Raw genomic sequence first — 16,344 nt, forward strand, 5'->3', positions numbered from 1 at the left:
AAAAATGCCCATCGAATTTCGATGGGCATTTAATATTAATTAATTATCTAGATATGCACTAGATTTAGCTTCTAACAACTACTCGGCTGCTCCCTCAAAAATGGAGTTGAATATCAGTTTGTATGTTCCTCTTGGTTGCGCTCTAAACTGAGGTCTGAATGCAAAAAGAATTACTGATCCTTTGCCGTAAGTTGCTTTGACCATAGCTGGCTTTTTAGCGATATACTTTTTCTCGCCCATCGCCCAACCGCTCATCAATAAATCTTTCTCTGCATAGTTGGCAATAACCTCAACTTCTGGTGCCGGTGCATCTTTGATCTCTTCTGTGCCGCCTTCACCTTTTTTAGATTGCTTATCAATTACAAATGCACGACTCTTATTAAAAGAAACCGCTACCGTGTCTTGCATACCAAATGCTAACGGATGTGTGGTATCTATTCCTGTTTTTATTAAAGATCCAGGTATAAAGAACTCTGTGTTTTCTGTTCCTTCGGTTGCATCTTTTAATGGCAAACCAAATTGCTCTATTACAAAGTTACTAGCTTCATCAAACGCTATTAACGTTCCTCCATTTTTTACATAGTTACTCAATGCCAATGATCCTTCTAGACCAATACCTCCCGTAAATTTCTCTGGCATTTTTAATGGAGAATTACCATGTAATATTGACTTTGGTCGTTGCGATGGTAATATCAATACATCATACTGCAATAAATCTTTTGTTTGAATGTCAGTATCATGAAGTGTATCTGTCTCAAAAGAATATTCATCCATAATAAAACGTGTCCAACCTTCATCCATATTAGAAACCCAAGATTTGTACAAGCCTACTTTTGGAGCGTGAACCTTTGTCATTTCTACTTTTGGTTCTGCGGATAACCCAGTAACTTCTAAACCATATTCAGCAGCTAAATCTTCTATAGATGCACTACCGCCAGATACAATATATGAACCCGCCGGATAGGTGGTTTTACCAGATTTAAACGATGCCTTGGTCTTGTACGCCGTACCGCCCGCTTTCAATATTTTATTGGTTGCAGCGACCGATGCATTACTGTTGGCACTCAAAAAATACCCAAAAGAAGCATTCCCTTTTACATCTCCTTCATAATACTGTGCAGCGTCTATCACTTTTTCTGTGGTTACCTTGAACGGTTCTGCAATTTTATCTACCGCAATACCCATTTGCATTGGTAATGTCCACCCAGCTAAATCATACGGAGTGTCTGGAGGACCTCCTGGATATTGGAAACGTGTTGGGTAGTTTTGCTTTTCCATTAGGTCCATCAAATACGGTCTAAAGGCTTGAGCCGTATAAATGATATACGCTCCTTTTTCATACTTCTTGCCGTTGATCTCAAAGTTTTTGGTTGCCTTCTCAATTTCTATTCCGCCCTTAAGAAGCACATTTACTAAGTTCACGGACTCAAAAGCATCCCATTGTTCTTTACTTATTACGTAGGCGAACGGACCTTCTATTTTCGACTTTTCAATTGCCGAAGCTCCCATTTTGTAAATGTTATATAGGTAGTTGCTCTTACGGTCGGCAGCCAAATCTAAAGTTGCCCAAGTAGCGGTCAACATATAATCTACGGCATCACGAAAGTGAGATTCGCCACCCTTCCAAGGGTCTGGGTACATAATATCTGTACCATCGGTAGGTGTACCACCAGCAACGGTTTTAGGTAATTTCTCTGGGTCATAATATCTAGGAGTTGGCGAGGTGTGTCCGGTTTCCGTTAAAATACCGATCATATTATGATAATAAGGCACGGTACGCCCACCACCGTTCCAGAACATGGTATAAAAATTATCGGCAATGGCACCCGGCATATTCTCCAATGAAAATCTTTTGGTCATAGCAGAACCTACCTCACTTACACCGGCAGTAATTGCTGGGTGAATTCTAGGGTTCACAGGATCCGCATATGGTGGTAACGATATTTTTGTCCAAGAAGGTGAAGATTGATGGTGGTTATACACAATCTGCGGATACCACTCATTGTACAATATCTTAGTTACATTATACGTCTCTGGCATGGTATTCATGAACCAATCTCGGTTATTATCATGCCCCATGTAGTAGTGATATAAAATAGGCGGGCGAGATGTTTCATAAGCGGTACCTAAGTTCTTCTTGTACCAGTCTACAACAATATCCAATCCATCAGGATTCATAACCGGCATTAAAATGGTGATTACATTTTCCCGTATTTTTTTTATTTCTGTGGTTTCTGATGTAGTCAAAGTGTATGCCAGTTCAGAAGTCATTTGACCGTGAGCCAACTCCGTAGAGTGCATACCGCCATCGATCCAAACTATAGCCTTACCTTCTTCAGATAATTTTTTGGCTTCGTCATCAGATACCTGAACACGTGCAAGTTTTGTACTAATGTCTTTCCACTTGTCTAAATCTTTAAGATTTTCTTGGCTAGAAATAAACAAGATGTACATTTTTCTACCTAGTACACTTGTACCGATTTCAACCTTTTTAACACGGTTAGAAGCTGCGTCTAGTTGACCAAGGTAGTCTTCAATTTGGCTATAGTCTGCCAACTTATAGTCGGCACCCACTTTAAAGCCAAAAACATCTTCGGGAGAAGGAACGGTTTGTGCCACCGTAACGGATATGCACAAAATGGTAGTTACAAGGGACAGTAATGCCGCCTTGCACCAAGAATTTTTTGTAGTCATTTTTTGAATTAGTTTGTTTGAACTAGGAAATTAAGAAATAGTAAAGAGCTAGGTAAATGTATCTAGCAAAGATTATGTTAAAAGAAATGTTAATTTCTTAGTTGATAATCTAAAGGTGGCGTTATTGAGGAAATGGTTTATCAAAGATCAAATCTACTAATATGTGTGAAGATGTATCTTGATCTAATTATGTTTGAACTCCGCAGAATGCAACTGTGTGACGTGACATCCCTGAAATAAAAAAACTCTATTAAATCAAAAAATCTAATGGAGTTTTAAGTGTGGTCCCACCTACCTAAAGTTGACCACCTGTCCCGATAGTTATCGGGAGAGTCAGGTGCTCTTTGTTTCAATAAATATCTTGTCTCGCAATTCGGCTTACTTTGTTAAATTCTGAATATAAACACTACTCTTCATTGATTCAATTTTTCGCTCCAAACGTATAGCATGTGCATAATCATCGCAATCAAACTTTTAGAACAAAACCCAATCGTTTGTAATCGAAGTATAGCTTTTTGTTCCATAAGTACCCAAATTATGGTTTTCAATACGTTTTTGTAAATCTTCATGACATGCACCAATATAGAATTTATTAAGTGCTTTACTGTGCAGAATGTACGTGTGTGACATACCTAAAAATTAAAAAACCCATTAAATCTTTTGATTTAATGGGTTTTGAATGTGGTCCCACCTGGACTCGAACCAGGGACCACCTGATTATGAGTCAGGTGCTCTAACCAGCTGAGCTATAGGACCGGTTATAAATTTTATAATACGCATTCTAATTTGAAATCAGTAAGACTGGTGCTCAAACCAGTTGTATTATAAAACCCGCAAATTGCGGATGCAATATTACTACTTATTTTTAACTGACACAAACAATTCTACCGCTACTTACCAATTTCTTGACATAACTCTACCAACACCCCATTCGCAGTCTTAGGGTGAACAAATGCTACGAGTTTGTTATCTGCTCCTTTTTTAGGTTTTTCATTTAATAACGTGAAACCTTCTTTTTTTAAACGTTCCATTTCCCCAACGATATCCTCTACCTCAAAAGCTACATGGTGTATGCCTTCTCCTTTTTTCTCTAAAAATTTGGCAATGGGCCCGTTTGGTTCTGTGGCAGCCAAAAGCTCTATCTTATTAGGTCCGTTTTTAAAGAAAGATGTTAGTACCCCTTCAGATGCTACTTCTTCTTGTTTGTAGGGTGCTACGCCCAATAATTTCTCAAAAAGTGCATTGGAATCTTCCATGTTCTTAACCGCAATACCTAAATGTTCAATCTTTTTCATGCCTTATTTGCTTCAGAGTGCATTATATAGGGGTTAAGATACATTTTAATATGTATTTTTGCAGTATGGAAACGCAAAGACAACGTAAAATAGCTGGGGTCATTCAGAAAGATATTGTAGATATTCTACAAAAGGCCGCCATAAATGGCGGACTTCGTAATACGCTAATATCAGTGTCTAAAGTTGCCGTTACTACCGATTTATCTATCGCTAAAATTTACTTAAGTATTTTTCCGAACGATAAAGCTGGTGAATTAATGGAAGGCATAAAATCTAACCAACCGCTAATAAAACACGAGCTTTCTCAACGCACACGTAATCAATTACGCAGAGTACCGGAGTTGTTGTTCTATTTAGATGATTCTTTAGATTATATAGAGAATATAGAAAAGTCATTGAAGCGCGAAGAAAACCCAATAGAAAACAGAGATTTGTTACCTAAACGCAAAAAGAGCTGATCGGTTGAATTTTCCACTCTATATCGCTAAAAGGTATGTGCGTTCTAAAAGTACCCAGAACGCGGTCAATATTATTAATTTCATTACCTTTTTAGTTATAGTTATTGGCTCTGCGGCACTGTTTATTGTGTTATCGGCTTTCGCCGGATTAAAAACTTTTAGCCTTTCGTTTACCGAATCTTTTGACCCACAGTTAAAGGCAATGCCCGTAGCGGGAAAAACTTTTACATTATCTCCAGAACAGGAAGAACGTTTGCAATCGGTCGACGGACTCGCATTTTACTCCAAGGAAATCGAAGAAAAGGTATCTCTTGAACACCGAGGGAAAAACCATATTGCTTACATAAAAGGTATCGATAGTAATTACACCAAAGTAACCGGTGTAGATAGCACGCTCTATATCGGTGACTGGACAATTAACGATACACAGGTAGTATCTGGTTTGGGCATAGCCAATATTTTAGGAGTTACCATCAACCAGTTTCGTAGCCCTATGCAGATTTATGCATTTAAACCTGGTAAAGGCTCTATTTCACAGCAAAGTATCTCATCGCTATATAATCAATTACCCATGGTGATTGGTGGTGTGTATGCCGTTGAGGCTGATTTGGATAATAAGTATGTTTTTGCCGATTTACGATTAACTCAGGCTTTATTGGAAAAAGATTCGCTTTCCATTTCGGGTATCAATTTTAAAATGGACGAGGGCGTTGAGCCAAGTGCGGTTCGCTCAGAAATTCAATCTATTTTAGGTGCTAACGTGCAATTGAAAAATAGACAGCAATTAAATAGTACACTCTATAAAATGCTGAATACCGAAAATGTGGCTACATACCTCATCTTTACCTTGGTACTGATTATTGCTCTTTTTAATGTTGTTGGTGCTATAATTATGATGATATTGGACAAACAACAGAACTCAAAAACGCTCTATAGTTTAGGTACTACCATAAAAGAATTACGACGAATTTACTTTGTACAGGGAATTCTAGTTACCGGTTTTGGCGGACTAATAGGTGTATTGCTTGGCGTGCTTATCGTGTGGTCTCAACTTGCTTTTAGTTGGTTGAAAATTACTCCGTCGCTGGCTTATCCGGTTAAGTTTGAATTCATCAACATTGGCATTGTGCTGGCAACCATTTTAGTATTGGGCGTAATTGCTTCTAAAATTGCAAGTAGCCGAATTAATAAAAAATTGGTGGATCTTTAGGCGTTGGTAAACTGATGGTCTCCAAATTTCTCTAAAACCTCATCAAAGGCAGCAAATACCGATGCAGAGTCATCACTAGTAACCATTTTCATTCTATATTCCTTAAAATTAGGAATACCCTTAAAATAATTGGTGTAATGCCTGCGGGTTTCAAAAACACCAAGTATTTCTCCTTTCCAGTCAATGGACATTTGTAAATGACGTCGGGCAGCTTCTACGCGTTCAGCCATAGTAGGTGGCGCTAAATGTGTTCCTGTTTCAAAATAGTGTTTTATTTCCCTAAATATCCAAGGATAACCAATACTTGCACGACCGATCATGGCACCATCCAAACCGTATTCATCACGCATTTTTACTGCTGCTTCCGGTGAATCTACATCACCATTACCAAATACGGGAATATGCATTCTAGGATTGTTCTTTACATCTCTTATAGGATTCCAATCTGCGCTTCCCTTATACATTTGTGCGCGTGTTCTACCATGAATGGCTATTGCCGCACAACCTACATCTTGTAATCGTTCTGCAACCTCAACAATTTTAATAGAGCTATCATCCCAACCCAGTCTAGTTTTTACCGTAATGGGTAAATTACTATGCTCTACCATAGCCTTGGTCAAAGAGACCATAAGGTCAATATCCTTTAAAATACCGGCTCCTGCTCCTCTTGACACTACTTTCTTTACCGGGCAACCAAAATTGATGTCAATAATATCTGGTTTAGACTTTTCTACAATCTCTACAGACTGCAGCATACTGTCTAAATTGGCACCAAATATCTGAATGCCTACTGGGCGTTCCTTCTCATAAATATCCAACTTCATGACACTTTTTGCGGCATCACGAATCAATCCTTCCGAAGAAATAAATTCTGTATATACCACATCGGCTCCTTGCTCTTTACAAAGGGCACGAAACGGTGGGTCGCTCACATCTTCCATAGGTGCTAAAAGCAATGGAAAATCAGGTAGTTGTATGTCTCCTATTTTAGGCACGGGCAATCTAATTTTGGGATGCAAAGTTATATAAAAATACAACAAGGGCATTACTTGGTCTTTTGGATAAATTGAATGGTTTTGAAGGTTATTAAAAATAAATCGAATTACTTGTTTGAAGAAAGAGCGTAAATTAGTGACCAAATTAGGTCTTCGACTATGTTTAGACTTACATTTTATCACCCAGTTCTATTGCCAATAACATCATGACCAATTTGCTACTTTTTGTCTCGCTGCCATATGAGCCTATTGTGTTTGGTGTAAAATTGAACATGCACCTGATTCTAGAGTACATGGCTTTCTTTATTGGATTTAGGTATTATGTGTTTTTGCGTAAAAAGAGTACTGACGTTATTTCATCTAACAACCGACTTTCCATTATCATAGGTGCCGTTTTTGGCGCTTTATTTCTTTCTAGAGTGATAGCCTTTTTTGAGAACCCCATAGTTCATTTTGATCAAAGTTTGCTTTTTAACCTAAACAACAAAACTATTATGGGCGGACTCTTTGGTGGTTTGCTAGGTGTTGAGCTTTCTAAAAAATTTATTGGCGAAGAACACTCTTCTGGAGACCTGTTTACATTACCCATTATTCTAGGGATCATCATTGGTCGCATTGGCTGTTTCTTAGCCGGAGTTAAGGAGTTCACCTATGGAACCGAAACAACATTTTTTACCGGAATGGATTTAGGTGACGGACTCTCTAGACACCCTATTGCCCTTTACGAAGTGGTGTTCCTGTTGCTTCTTTTCATTATGATCCGTAAGATTCAAAAAACTGACCTCAACCTTAAAAACGGTGACCTCTTTAAATTCTTTATGGTAACCTATTTCTCCCTTCGATTCTGTATTGAGTTTATAAAACCTAATAGTTTTTATTTCTTAGGGCTGAGCAGCATTCAAATATTATGTTTAAATTGTTTGGTTTACTACCATAAATTCATCCTACGGGGAATAACATATGTCAGAAAAAAACTATACCTATTATGATTTCACCTTAAGCCTTTGCCCCGAATGTTTACGACGGGTCGATGCCAAAATAGTCTTTGAGAACGAAAAGGTGTACATGCTTAAACATTGTAAGGAACACGGTAGATCCAAGGTTTTAATTGCTGATGATATTGAGTACTATAAAAACATTAGAAATTATAACAAAGCATCTGAGTACCCCAAAACATTCAATACAAAAACGCATTACGGTTGCCCTTATGATTGCGGCTTGTGCCCTGATCACGAGCAACATTCTTGTCTTACGGTAATTGAACTTACCGATCGTTGCAACCTAACTTGCCCTACCTGTTATGCGGGATCATCTCCCACTTTTGGTAGACATAGAACATTGGAGGAAATAAAGAAAATGCTCGATATCATCGTAAAAAACGAAGGAGAGCCAGATGTGGTGCAGCTAAGCGGTGGTGAGCCAACTATACACCCTAACTTTTTTGAGATTTTAGATTATGCAAAAACACTTCCTATCAGGCATTTAATGTTGAACACCAACGGAATTAAAATTGCCAAAGATTTTGAATTTGCAAAACGATTGGCCACCTACGCACCAGATTTTGAAGTGTATTTACAGTTTGACTCTTTGGATAACAAAGTGCTACGAACTTTAAGAGGCGCAGACCTTGCGGATGTTCGTTTACAAGCCCTTGAACATCTTAACAGATTAAATCTTTCTACCACGCTTGTTGTTGTTTTACAAAAAGAACTCAATGATCATGAAATGGGAAGCACTATAGATTTTGCCTTGAAACAAAAATGTGTACGCGGAGTCACTTTTCAACCCACACAAATAGCTGGCAGATTAGAAAATTTCGAAGTCGATGAAAACCGAATTACCCTAACTGAAGTACGTAGAAAAATTTTAGAGCAGTCGCCCATTTTTGAGTCCGACGATTTAATACCGGTGCCCTGCAACCCTGATGCTTTGGTAATGGCTTATGCCTTAAAATTAGGTGATGAGGTAAACCCGCTTACACGTTTTATAAATCCTGATGATTTATTGAACGAAGGTAAAAACACCATTATCTATGAGCAAGATGAACAATTACATGGTAAAATGATCGAGTTGTTCAGTACTGGAAATTCCGTTGAAAAAGCGTCGGAAAATCTAAAAAGTATTTTGTGCTGCCTACCAGAAATTGATGCTCCAGAGCTTGGGTATGATAACCTATTCCGTATAATCATTATGCAATTTATAGATGCCCACAATTTTGACGTTCGTGCAATTAAAAAATCATGTGTACACATTGTAAATAAAGACTATAATATTATTCCGTTCGAGACTATGAACCTCTTTTACCGAGATGATAAAATTGAACGATTAAAAGAACTACAAAATGAAATGCTATGATTTTAGAAGTTGGTAATCTAGATGGTCTTGTTACTTTTTTGTTTTTAATAATGTTCGGTCCCGCACTATTGTTCATTGTAATCGGGGCAATTCTATTTTATAAGAAGAAGAAAAAAGCGGGTAAAGTCTTTATGATTTTAGCTGGGGTATATTGCCTAATAAGTCTTGGCATATGCGGTTCTATGATGGCATAGCAATTATAAACGCTTGCCCTCATCTGTATTCTTTTTCTTAGAATTATCGCGAATTTTAGTGTTGCCAAACTTATATCTAAAGCCTAGAATAAGCAATCGGCTTTCTAACCTAGCACTCGTTGAGTTTCGTTGGTCAAGATAGTTTCTAGTTGAAAGAGTATTACCAGTATTAAAAATATCTTCAATACCTAAAGAAATACTTGCGTCTTTATTCCAAAAGGTTTTTCTAAACGATAACCCTACTTTACTATAAGATTCGAACTTAGAATTACCTCTAATATATGGTGAAAAATAAGTGCAGGTTACATCGGCAAAGAGTGATTCATCTTTAAGAAGGGTGAAGTAATTATTGGCTCGAATAAAGGTAGTCCAAATAGCATTCTCTACTATGGTATTTGTGTTTGGGTCTGTAAAGCTGTCTTTGTCACGATAATGGCTAACAAGAGCATATAGATACCAATATGATGTCAGTTCTTTCGACACACTTGCATCAATACCGTAAAAATAATTAGTTTCTAAGTTTATAAATTGAGTTCTTAATGTACTGGTTTCGTTGTCTTGAATAATTTGTTGCGCTTGTTCATTAGATTTTCTATTGACAAATAGCGCCACTTTATAATCGCGGTCATACACATAATCGAACTGCACATAATCACTATAGGCCGGTTTTAAATTAGGATTGCCTTCATAAAAAGAATTTGCCGTTAAATAGAATTGAAACGGATTAATGCTGTTATATCTCGGCCTTGTAATTCTTCTATAGTATTTTAAATAAAAGGCATTCTTTTCTTTCTTAAATGAAAGCGCCATATTAGGAAAAAGGTTAAAATAAGAAGTTGCATTCAAAGAAGCCGACATGTCTAAATTACCTTCGGTGTCAGTATACTCTGCTCTTAAACCAATATTTAATTTCCAACTTTCCCAATTGTTATTTAAGCTGACATAGCCCGCATAAATTTGTTCATCATAATCAAACAAACCAGATCCTGTTGGGCTTATGCCATTTACCGAATCATCAAAACCAGATTGTATAATACTCGCCTCAGAATTGATAGTTGCCACCCTAAAACCAGTTTCCATTACAGATTGTTTTGTTAGTGGCAGTGTTAGGTCTGTTTGAGCGCTAAAAAGATTAATTATTTGATCGGACGCTATATTTAGTGTGTTTTCTGATGTACGCTCTGTAAAACCTTGTACAATGTTATTGTTCAATACCTGGTTCTGCTTAGAATCATTGTATGTATAATGTACATTAGTAGTGATTTCCGCGCCTTTATCATTCAATTTATACACCCAATCTATATAGTTAGATGTGTTATACGTATCATCTTTTAGAACGTTGAGACCGTCAAGCCTAGCAGCTAAATCGCCATCGATAGTATTTATATCGGTAATTGAGAAATAATCTGTATTTCCGTTCGGAGACAAGTTAGAGGTAGAAGTTACACTTAAGGTGTTCTTTTCATTTAATTGTACATCTAAAAAGAGATTGATATTGTGACTTTTCTTCTTGTCAATTATTTTTTGTTCAGCTGTCCAAATTCCGTTTTCCAAATAGGTAGTAATGTCGGTATATCTCGTCCAGTTTCTGTTGTGACTGAAGCTATAGTTGGTAGAGAAATCTATTTTTTTTCCTTTAAAAAAATGGTCTGTTCCTAGTGTGTGTTTTGGTAAAACCCCTTGTGTATATCTATTGAATACGGCACCATTATACCCGGCAACCAAGTTTTTTTTCATTTTAATATTGATCAATAATCCGCCTTCAGCACTGTACTTGGCGGGCGGACTCGTAATTACTTCAATAGCTTCTACGTTACTTGCAGAACTACCGGTTAGAAGGTTAATAATATCGCTTTCTGGTAAGTTTACTAGTTTACCGTTGATCATCACATTAACATTGGGACTACCATTAATGTACAAACGATTATTCATGACCATAACACCAGGAGTGCGTTTTAGAACATCCCAAATATCACCATCTGATAGTGCAGTATTTTCAACACTAAAAATATGACGGTCTGCTAATTGTTCTAGAACCGGCTTTTTTTGAGTTACCACAACCTCATCTAACTCTTGAGCACTTTGAAGAATTAAGGGTTTGAGTACACTGTTTTCGGTCACTGAGATACTAGAACTCTCAACGGTATTTGCTATGAAGCTAGCAACAATATTATAGGTACCAGAGGTAACATCTTCAAATTCATAAAAACCTTGGTCATTAGTGACCGTGCCTTTAATGAATTCACCATCGCCTGATAACAAAATTACATTTGCTAAAACAACAGGATTTTGCTTATCATCTTTTACTAATCCTTTAATAATAAAATCTTGGGAAAATGCCAAGGTAAACGTAAGAAAAAATAGTAGTGTTAAGTGAAAATCCTTTGACATTTAGTGTGCGTATAACACATAAATGTAGGAAAGTAATATTGAATTATCTTACGTAATTCTAAAGTTTTTCTTAATAAAAAATCAAGTTGTTGAATATGAGTAGTTTAACCTTATTCAAGACGTTCACGTTCTATTTTATCAATATCACGCTGATTGTCCTCTAGGCGAAAATTACCGAAGTTATACGTGAAGCCAAATTTTACATATTGGGTTTCTTCGACTGCCAAGTAGCGATTGTTTTGATTTAAGTATTGAGAAGAACTGTAAGCGTTATATTTTCCAAGAAGGTCATTCGCACTAACGCTAAATACAGCTCTGTTATTTAAAAATGATTTTCTTAATCCTATGGTTAAATTTGTAGTCTCATCTTGGATAAAGGATCCTTCTAACCAACCGGTAAGGTAAACAATACCCAACTCGCCCTTAAAACTACCATCATTAGAAAGGGTTATATAGTTGGTAATATCAATATATGCACCATTAAGTTCATTGGTGTATGAAAATGCATCGCTTTGGGAAGCTATAAAAGTTTCTTCTTCATGAAAGAAAGACATATAGCTGTACAAATACCAATTATTTGTAATTGACTTACCATAGGTAAAATCGAAACCGTAAGAAGTACTTCCTAGTACATTTTGGAAATTATCGGTTAATACAAAATCAGTGTTGTTTTGAAAAGTAAGATCCGAAATATACCTGCCATTATCACGGTAGTAAAAATCAAAAAAATACTCTTGATTTAGCGTATAGTTTAAATTAAAGTTATGAATAAAACTTGGTATCAAATTAGGATTGCCTTCTACAAAAATACGCTCATTACTATATGTTCTAAACGGATTTAAATTCTCATACCTGGGGCGTTGTACCTTTCTGGCATAATCAAAAGATAGACTATGGTGGTCATTGATATTGTGCAGAATATACAATGAAGGAAAAAGTTCAAAATAACTAAGCTCGTTAATATTTGATACATTTACAGACACTCCCGTGCTTTCTGTTTGTTCTGCACGTAACCCTGTTTTTATACTCCATTTATCCCAGTCTTTAGAAAGGCTAAAATAACCCGCATACACGCTTTCGTCATAGGTATAGTCATCAGAAAGATTTGGTATAAACTGCGTAACATTATTCTGTAGAAAATAATCTAATCTACTTTCAGAATCAATAAAAGAACCTTTTGCCCCTGTTTCAAAAAATACACTGCCAAAATAATCAGTATAATCTATTTGAGCGGTCTTTATTTCTATCTGTTGATCGGCAATAGTCGAGAAATTAAAATCGCGCTGAAATGAGCCGTTAGGTTGAAAATAATCTGAATTTACATCTTGATTTCGGTCTAAATTAAAATTTGTATAGTGTGTATTTACAGTTAAATTTCCTTGGTCTTTAAACTGATGTTTAAAAGTAAGATCGCCCGAAATATTATGCTTTTGTTCGCTTAAAAAACTGTTTGATGTAAATATTGAATCTAAAACCCCTGCGCTGTTTTTAATGCTAGTTTCCTGAAAAAAATCAGCATCCTTTTTTGGTTGATACTGTGCGTTGCTTGTTAAGCTTAGAGAGTTCTTATCATCAAATTCATAATCTACCGATACCCCTGCGCTATGGGTATTAGTGCGTATTACTTGATCAAAATCTGTATCCCAAATAGAAGTAATACCGGTATTATCCATAAAATTGGTATTGCTCAAAGTATTCTTGAACTGCTTCTTTGGGGTGTAATTGTAACTTGCATTTACATTTAATTTTTTAGTCTTATAAAAATGCGATGTTCCAATATTGTACTTCGGAAAAACTCCCTGTGTATACCCAGCATTTACATTGCCTTTATATCCTACAGATACATTTTTACTGGTGACAATATTCAAAATCGATCCGCCCTCGGCATCATAACTTGCTGGCGGATTATGAATAACCTCAACCGATTTTATATTCTCTCCTTGGTAATTTTCTAAGAGACTTCTTACCTCTTCTGCAGATAATTGAACTTTACGGTTGTTGATATAAATTGTAGTAGCTCTATTACGAACTTTTAGATCATCGCCCATGACAATTACACCTGGAGTCTGACTAAGTATATCCCACGAGCTGTTCTGAGAAATGACTGTGTTTTCTACATTGAAAACAATACGGTCAACTTCCCTTTTTACTACAGGTTTGCCACTTGTAACGGTTACCTCATTTAGTTGTTCTGCTTGCTGATGAATTATTACAGCTCCGATTTTGGTGTCCTTTAGAATTTCAATAGCTAAGTTTTCTGAAGTTTGACCAACGTAAGATGCTTTTAAAAAATAGAGTCCTTCTGCAATATCAGAGAATAAAAACGCTCCATTTTCATCAGCAGAACTTCCTTTTACCAAAACAGAATCTGTAACGGTTAGTAAAAATACGGAGGCAAACGCTACAGGTTCTTGATATTGATCTTTAACCTCGCCTTTTAATTCAAAGGTTTGACTAAATCCACAATGGGACATACCGATGGTGAATAGTAAAAGGGTAATAACTTGTTTCAATGGCAATTTGGGTTGGTATTCAAATCTAGTTAAAAAAACGTTGTAATCCTTTACAATATATGTAATCCAAACCAATCTATACAACAATAAATAGGTAACTACACTCAAGCTTAGCGCTATAAATTAGATTATATTTGCAATTGCTCTTTAATGCCGGGGCATGAATACAGGTATAAATTGGCATTACTATTACTGTTACCGCTATGAAAAACATTAGAAATTTCTGCATTATTGCACATATTGACCATGGTAAAAGTACCTTGGCAGACAGACTGTTAGAGTTTACCGGTTCTGTTACCGATCGAGAGAAAAAGGAACAGTTGCTAGACAGTATGGATCTTGAAAGAGAGCGTGGCATCACTATAAAAAGTCATGCCATACAAATGGAATATACTTATAAGGGTGAAGAATATATTTTAAATCTAATTGACACACCTGGTCACGTAGATTTCTCATATGAAGTTTCTAGATCAATTGCTGCCTGTGAAGGTGCATTATTGGTAGTAGATGCGGCTCAGAGTATACAAGCACAGACAATTTCAAATTTATATTTAGCTTTAGAAAACGACCTTGAGATCATACCTGTTTTAAACAAGGTCGATTTACCAAGTGCCAACCCAGAAGAGGTTACCGACGATATCGTTGATCTTTTAGGTTGTAAGGCAGAAGAGGTAATACCTGCATCTGCAAAAACAGGTATTGGTATTGAAGAAATATTAGCCGCTATAATTGAGCGTATTCCTGCCCCAACGGGTAACCCAGATGAAGCGTTGCAAGCTTTGGTTTTCGATTCTGTTTACAATCCTTTTAGAGGGGTTGAAACCTATTTTAGAGTTATAAACGGCGAAATTAAAAAGGGACAAAAGATAAAATTTGTAGCAACCGACAAAGACTATTATGCCGATGAGGTAGGTACTTTGAAGTTGACTCAAGAGGTTAAAAAGAGCGTTAAGGCTGGTGATGTTGGTTACTTGATTACGGGTATAAAAGATGCCCGCGAAGTTAAAGTAGGTGATACGATAACTGATGCCGCTAACCCTACTAAAAATCCGATAGGCGGATTTGAAGATGTAAAACCAATGGTTTTTGCAGGTATTTACCCGGTAGATACAGATGAGTTTGAGGAACTACGTGCTTCAATGGAAAAATTACAATTGAATGATGCTTCTCTTGTATTTGCACCAGAGAGTAGTGCCGCCCTAGGCTTCGGGTTTAGATGTGGTTTCTTAGGAATGCTACACATGGAAATCATTCAAGAGCGTTTAGAGCGAGAGTTCAATATGACTGTAATTACTACGGTACCCAATGTTAGTTACCACGCATTTACGCGTAAAGATCCTGATACCCCAATTGTTGTAAACAACCCAACTGATCTACCTGATCCGTCAAGTATTGACCATGTTGAAGAACCTTATATAAAAGCTACCATTATTACGAAGTCTGATTTCGTAGGTAATGTAATGTCATTATGTATTGAAAAGCGTGGTGTAATTACCAATCAAACCTATTTGACCACCGAACGTGTTGAGCTTAATTTTGATATGCCTTTGGCAGAAATAGTTTTTGATTTCTATGATCGTTTAAAAACGGTTTCTAAAGGGTATGCATCTTTCGATTACACACCTATAGGAATGCGACCTTCTAAATTAGTACGTGTAGATATTTTACTAAACGCACAGCCGGTAGATGCGCTTTCTGCTTTACTTCATGCTGATAATGCCGTAAATATTGGAAAGAAGATTTGCGCGAAGCTTAAAGAACTAATACCAAGACAACAATTTGATATTCCTATTCAGGCTGCTATTGGCGCGAAAATCATCTCTAGAGAAACCACCAAAGCATTGCGTAAAGATGTTACCGCCAAATGTTATGGTGGTGATATTTCTCGTAAACGTAAACTTCTTGAAAAACAGAAGAAAGGTAAAAAACGTATGCGTCAGGTTGGTAACGTAGAAGTTCCACAAGAGGCTTTTATGGCGGTATTAAAATTGAATGACTAGAACTAGATTACCCTAACCACTTTCTAAAATCGGAAGTGGTAGATGAACTGGACATTGCTTTTTCGTTACACCCCTTTGCCGTAATAAGTAATTGATTATTAAAGAGACTCTCAATCTGCTATATAAAATCAACATGTGCGATTTCGCTACGGTTGATTCGTAAGAACTTCTGTGGTGGTAATTGTTTTATTATACTGCAAATAGTTTGAGACATCAGCTGCCTTTTGCCTTCTTGAGCA

12 protein-coding genes and 1 tRNA gene are annotated in these 16,344 nt (G+C 36.7%); 6 read left to right on the forward strand and 7 right to left on the reverse strand.

Features of this window, described 5'->3' with window-relative positions; translation table 11 throughout:
- Window positions 1–78 precede the first annotated feature (78 nt).
- The 4 genes from DFQ03_RS01275 to mce all read right to left on the reverse strand — a co-directional run bounded on the left by DFQ03_RS01275 (window position 79) and on the right by mce (window position 3,989).
- Entirely contained in the window at window positions 79–2,694 is a 2,616-nt protein-coding gene (locus tag DFQ03_RS01275) for a M14 family metallopeptidase (RefSeq protein WP_133671226.1), read from the reverse strand.
- 474 nt (window positions 2,695–3,168) lie between these two features.
- Complete coding sequence (locus DFQ03_RS01280) at window positions 3,169–3,324, reverse strand: GIY-YIG nuclease family protein (protein WP_133671227.1); 156 nt, start codon at window positions 3,322–3,324, stop codon at window positions 3,169–3,171.
- 52 nt (window positions 3,325–3,376) lie between these two features.
- Window positions 3,377–3,450 (reverse strand) — tRNA-Ile (locus DFQ03_RS01285).
- 134 nt (window positions 3,451–3,584) lie between these two features.
- Window positions 3,585–3,989, reverse strand: a complete 405-nt coding sequence (gene mce, locus DFQ03_RS01290; protein ID WP_133671228.1) for a methylmalonyl-CoA epimerase — start codon at window positions 3,987–3,989, stop codon at window positions 3,585–3,587.
- Between the two features lie 65 nt (window positions 3,990–4,054).
- Between mce and rbfA the strand changes: the two genes are divergently transcribed.
- Window positions 4,055–4,447, forward strand: coding sequence for a 30S ribosome-binding factor RbfA (rbfA, locus tag DFQ03_RS01295; RefSeq protein ID WP_133671229.1), 393 nt, complete (start codon window positions 4,055–4,057; stop codon window positions 4,445–4,447).
- Window positions 4,448–4,451: 4 nt separating this feature from the next.
- On the forward strand, window positions 4,452–5,657 hold the full coding sequence (locus DFQ03_RS01300) for an ABC transporter permease (RefSeq protein ID WP_133671230.1): 1,206 nt from the start codon (window positions 4,452–4,454) through the stop codon (window positions 5,655–5,657).
- On the opposite strand, the gene dusB is transcribed toward DFQ03_RS01300, so the two are convergent.
- On the reverse strand, window positions 5,654–6,652 hold the full coding sequence (dusB, locus tag DFQ03_RS01305; protein ID WP_133671231.1) for a tRNA dihydrouridine synthase DusB: 999 nt from the start codon (window positions 6,650–6,652) through the stop codon (window positions 5,654–5,656). The two genes, DFQ03_RS01300 and dusB, sit on opposite strands and share 4 nt — an antisense overlap.
- 206 nt (window positions 6,653–6,858) lie before the next feature.
- On the opposite strand from dusB, the gene DFQ03_RS01310 reads away from it, so the two are divergent.
- Genes DFQ03_RS01310 through DFQ03_RS01320 form a run of 3 tightly spaced genes read left to right on the forward strand, consistent with a single transcriptional unit; the run spans window position 6,859 to window position 9,201 of the window.
- Window positions 6,859–7,641 carry a prolipoprotein diacylglyceryl transferase family protein gene (locus tag DFQ03_RS01310; RefSeq protein ID WP_133671232.1) on the forward strand — a complete coding sequence of 261 codons (783 nt, stop codon included), beginning with the start codon at window positions 6,859–6,861 and terminating at the stop codon, window positions 7,639–7,641.
- Entirely contained in the window at window positions 7,613–9,007 is a 1,395-nt protein-coding gene (locus DFQ03_RS01315; RefSeq protein ID WP_133671233.1) for a radical SAM protein, read from the forward strand. The genes DFQ03_RS01310 and DFQ03_RS01315 overlap by 29 nt, the downstream gene beginning before the upstream one ends.
- On the forward strand, window positions 9,004–9,201 hold the full coding sequence (locus tag DFQ03_RS01320) for a hypothetical protein (protein WP_133671234.1): 198 nt from the start codon (window positions 9,004–9,006) through the stop codon (window positions 9,199–9,201). The genes DFQ03_RS01315 and DFQ03_RS01320 overlap by 4 nt, the downstream gene beginning before the upstream one ends.
- A 3-nt stretch (window positions 9,202–9,204) precedes the next feature.
- Here the strand turns inward: DFQ03_RS01320 and DFQ03_RS01325 are convergent, their stop codons facing one another.
- Both DFQ03_RS01325 and DFQ03_RS01330 read right to left on the reverse strand, forming a co-directional pair.
- Complete coding sequence (locus DFQ03_RS01325) at window positions 9,205–11,592, reverse strand: outer membrane beta-barrel family protein (protein WP_133671235.1); 2,388 nt, start codon at window positions 11,590–11,592, stop codon at window positions 9,205–9,207.
- Between the two features lie 110 nt (window positions 11,593–11,702).
- On the reverse strand, window positions 11,703–14,105 hold the full coding sequence (locus DFQ03_RS01330; RefSeq protein ID WP_243834387.1) for an outer membrane beta-barrel family protein: 2,403 nt from the start codon (window positions 14,103–14,105) through the stop codon (window positions 11,703–11,705).
- Between the two features lie 203 nt (window positions 14,106–14,308).
- On the opposite strand from DFQ03_RS01330, the gene lepA reads away from it, so the two are divergent.
- A complete protein-coding gene (lepA, locus tag DFQ03_RS01335) occupies window positions 14,309–16,105 on the forward strand; it encodes a translation elongation factor 4 (protein WP_133671236.1) in 1,797 nt (598 codons plus the stop codon).
- Window positions 16,106–16,344: the final 239 nt, after the last annotated feature.

This window comes from Maribacter caenipelagi, assembly GCF_004364175.1.
Taxonomy (GTDB): domain Bacteria; phylum Bacteroidota; class Bacteroidia; order Flavobacteriales; family Flavobacteriaceae; genus Maribacter; species Maribacter caenipelagi.

Bases quoted from the DNA above. Each gene is read 5' to 3' on its own strand.
- DFQ03_RS01275 (WP_133671226.1), bottom strand. From the start codon at position 2,694: ATGACTACAAAAAATTCTTGGTGCAAGGCGGCATTACTGTCCCTTGTA.
- DFQ03_RS01280 (WP_133671227.1), bottom strand. From the start codon at position 3,324: ATGTCACACACGTACATTCTGCACAGTAAAGCACTTAATAAATTCTAT.
- mce (WP_133671228.1), bottom strand. From the start codon at position 3,989: ATGAAAAAGATTGAACATTTAGGTATTGCGGTTAAGAACATGGAAGAT.
- rbfA (WP_133671229.1), top strand. From the start codon at position 4,055: ATGGAAACGCAAAGACAACGTAAAATAGCTGGGGTCATTCAGAAAGAT.
- DFQ03_RS01310 (WP_133671232.1), top strand. From the start codon at position 6,859: ATGACCAATTTGCTACTTTTTGTCTCGCTGCCATATGAGCCTATTGTG.
- DFQ03_RS01315 (WP_133671233.1), top strand. From the start codon at position 7,613: ATGTCAGAAAAAAACTATACCTATTATGATTTCACCTTAAGCCTTTGC.
- DFQ03_RS01320 (WP_133671234.1), top strand. From the start codon at position 9,004: ATGATTTTAGAAGTTGGTAATCTAGATGGTCTTGTTACTTTTTTGTTT.
- DFQ03_RS01325 (WP_133671235.1), bottom strand. From the start codon at position 11,592: ATGTCAAAGGATTTTCACTTAACACTACTATTTTTTCTTACGTTTACC.
- lepA (WP_133671236.1), top strand. From the start codon at position 14,309: ATGAAAAACATTAGAAATTTCTGCATTATTGCACATATTGACCATGGT.